This is a genomic window from Ammoniphilus soli (genome assembly GCF_040813775.1).
Window position 1 is genome coordinate 1 of the sequence record NZ_JBEGDL010000150.1, and the last position, 850, is coordinate 850.

At 49.1% G+C, this 850-nt stretch carries 1 protein-coding gene and 1 pseudogene; both read left to right on the plus strand.

From position 1 onward, the window contains the following. Nucleotides 1-483 (plus strand): NAD(P)/FAD-dependent oxidoreductase (locus ABLT31_RS38790; protein ID WP_367761053.1); only part of this gene is annotated, 483 nt, incomplete at its 5' end. Between the two features lie 14 nt (nt 484-497). Beyond that, nucleotides 498-850 (plus strand): annotated as a pseudogene (locus tag ABLT31_RS38795) (glycine/sarcosine/betaine reductase complex component C subunit beta); the annotation flags it as partial.

The following is an 850-nucleotide window of genomic DNA, read 5'->3' on the forward strand; positions in this document are numbered from 1 at the left end:
CTATTCCTCACTCGCTTTGCTTCCAAAGTAACGATTGTCCATCGCCGGGATGAATTCCGTGCGCAAAAGATTATCCAGGATCGCGCTTTTGAAAATCCGAAAATTCACATCATTTGGAACTCAGCAGTGGACCTCATTGAAGGGGATGGCATGGTTGAATCCGTAAAAATCCGGAATTTGGTCAACGGGGAAGTAACCGATTATCCAACCAACGGTGTATTCATTTACGTGGGAATGGATCCGATCACCGACTTTATCAAAGATCTTGGGGTAACGAATAAAGCGGGTTACATTCCGACGGACGAGCAGATGAAAACCAGCATACCGGGGATCTTTGCAGCTGGGGATGTCAGGGAGAAGACCCTCCGCCAGGTTGTGACCGCAACGGGGGATGGCAGCATTGCCGCTCTAGCTGCACAGCACCACGTGGAAAATCTAGAAGAAGAAATCAAAGCGATGAACTTGCAAACCAGCCAGGTTTAATAGGAGGAAGACCGATGACTAGACCCGTAATTAAAGGAGCTTCATTTGTACTAACCCATACACCGAGCTTAGTGCGACATGGCTCCAAGCCCGTTCGAGAAATCGAAAAGGATCCGTCCCTGTTGGATCGGATTCTACCCCATCTAAGAAGCTATGAGGAAGCCGTGGCTTATCCGCCGAACCAAGTGTTTATCGGGAACATGCGTCCGGAGGCGCTGAAGGAAATCGAGGGGCCATGGCACAAGGCGAAGGCGCCTAATGCCCAGCGTTTCAGCAAGGGCGGGGAAATCATGCCTGAAGATGAATTTTACGGCTGGCTGAAAATCTCGGATGAATTTAACCTTGTACAATTAGAGCAAGGATTTTT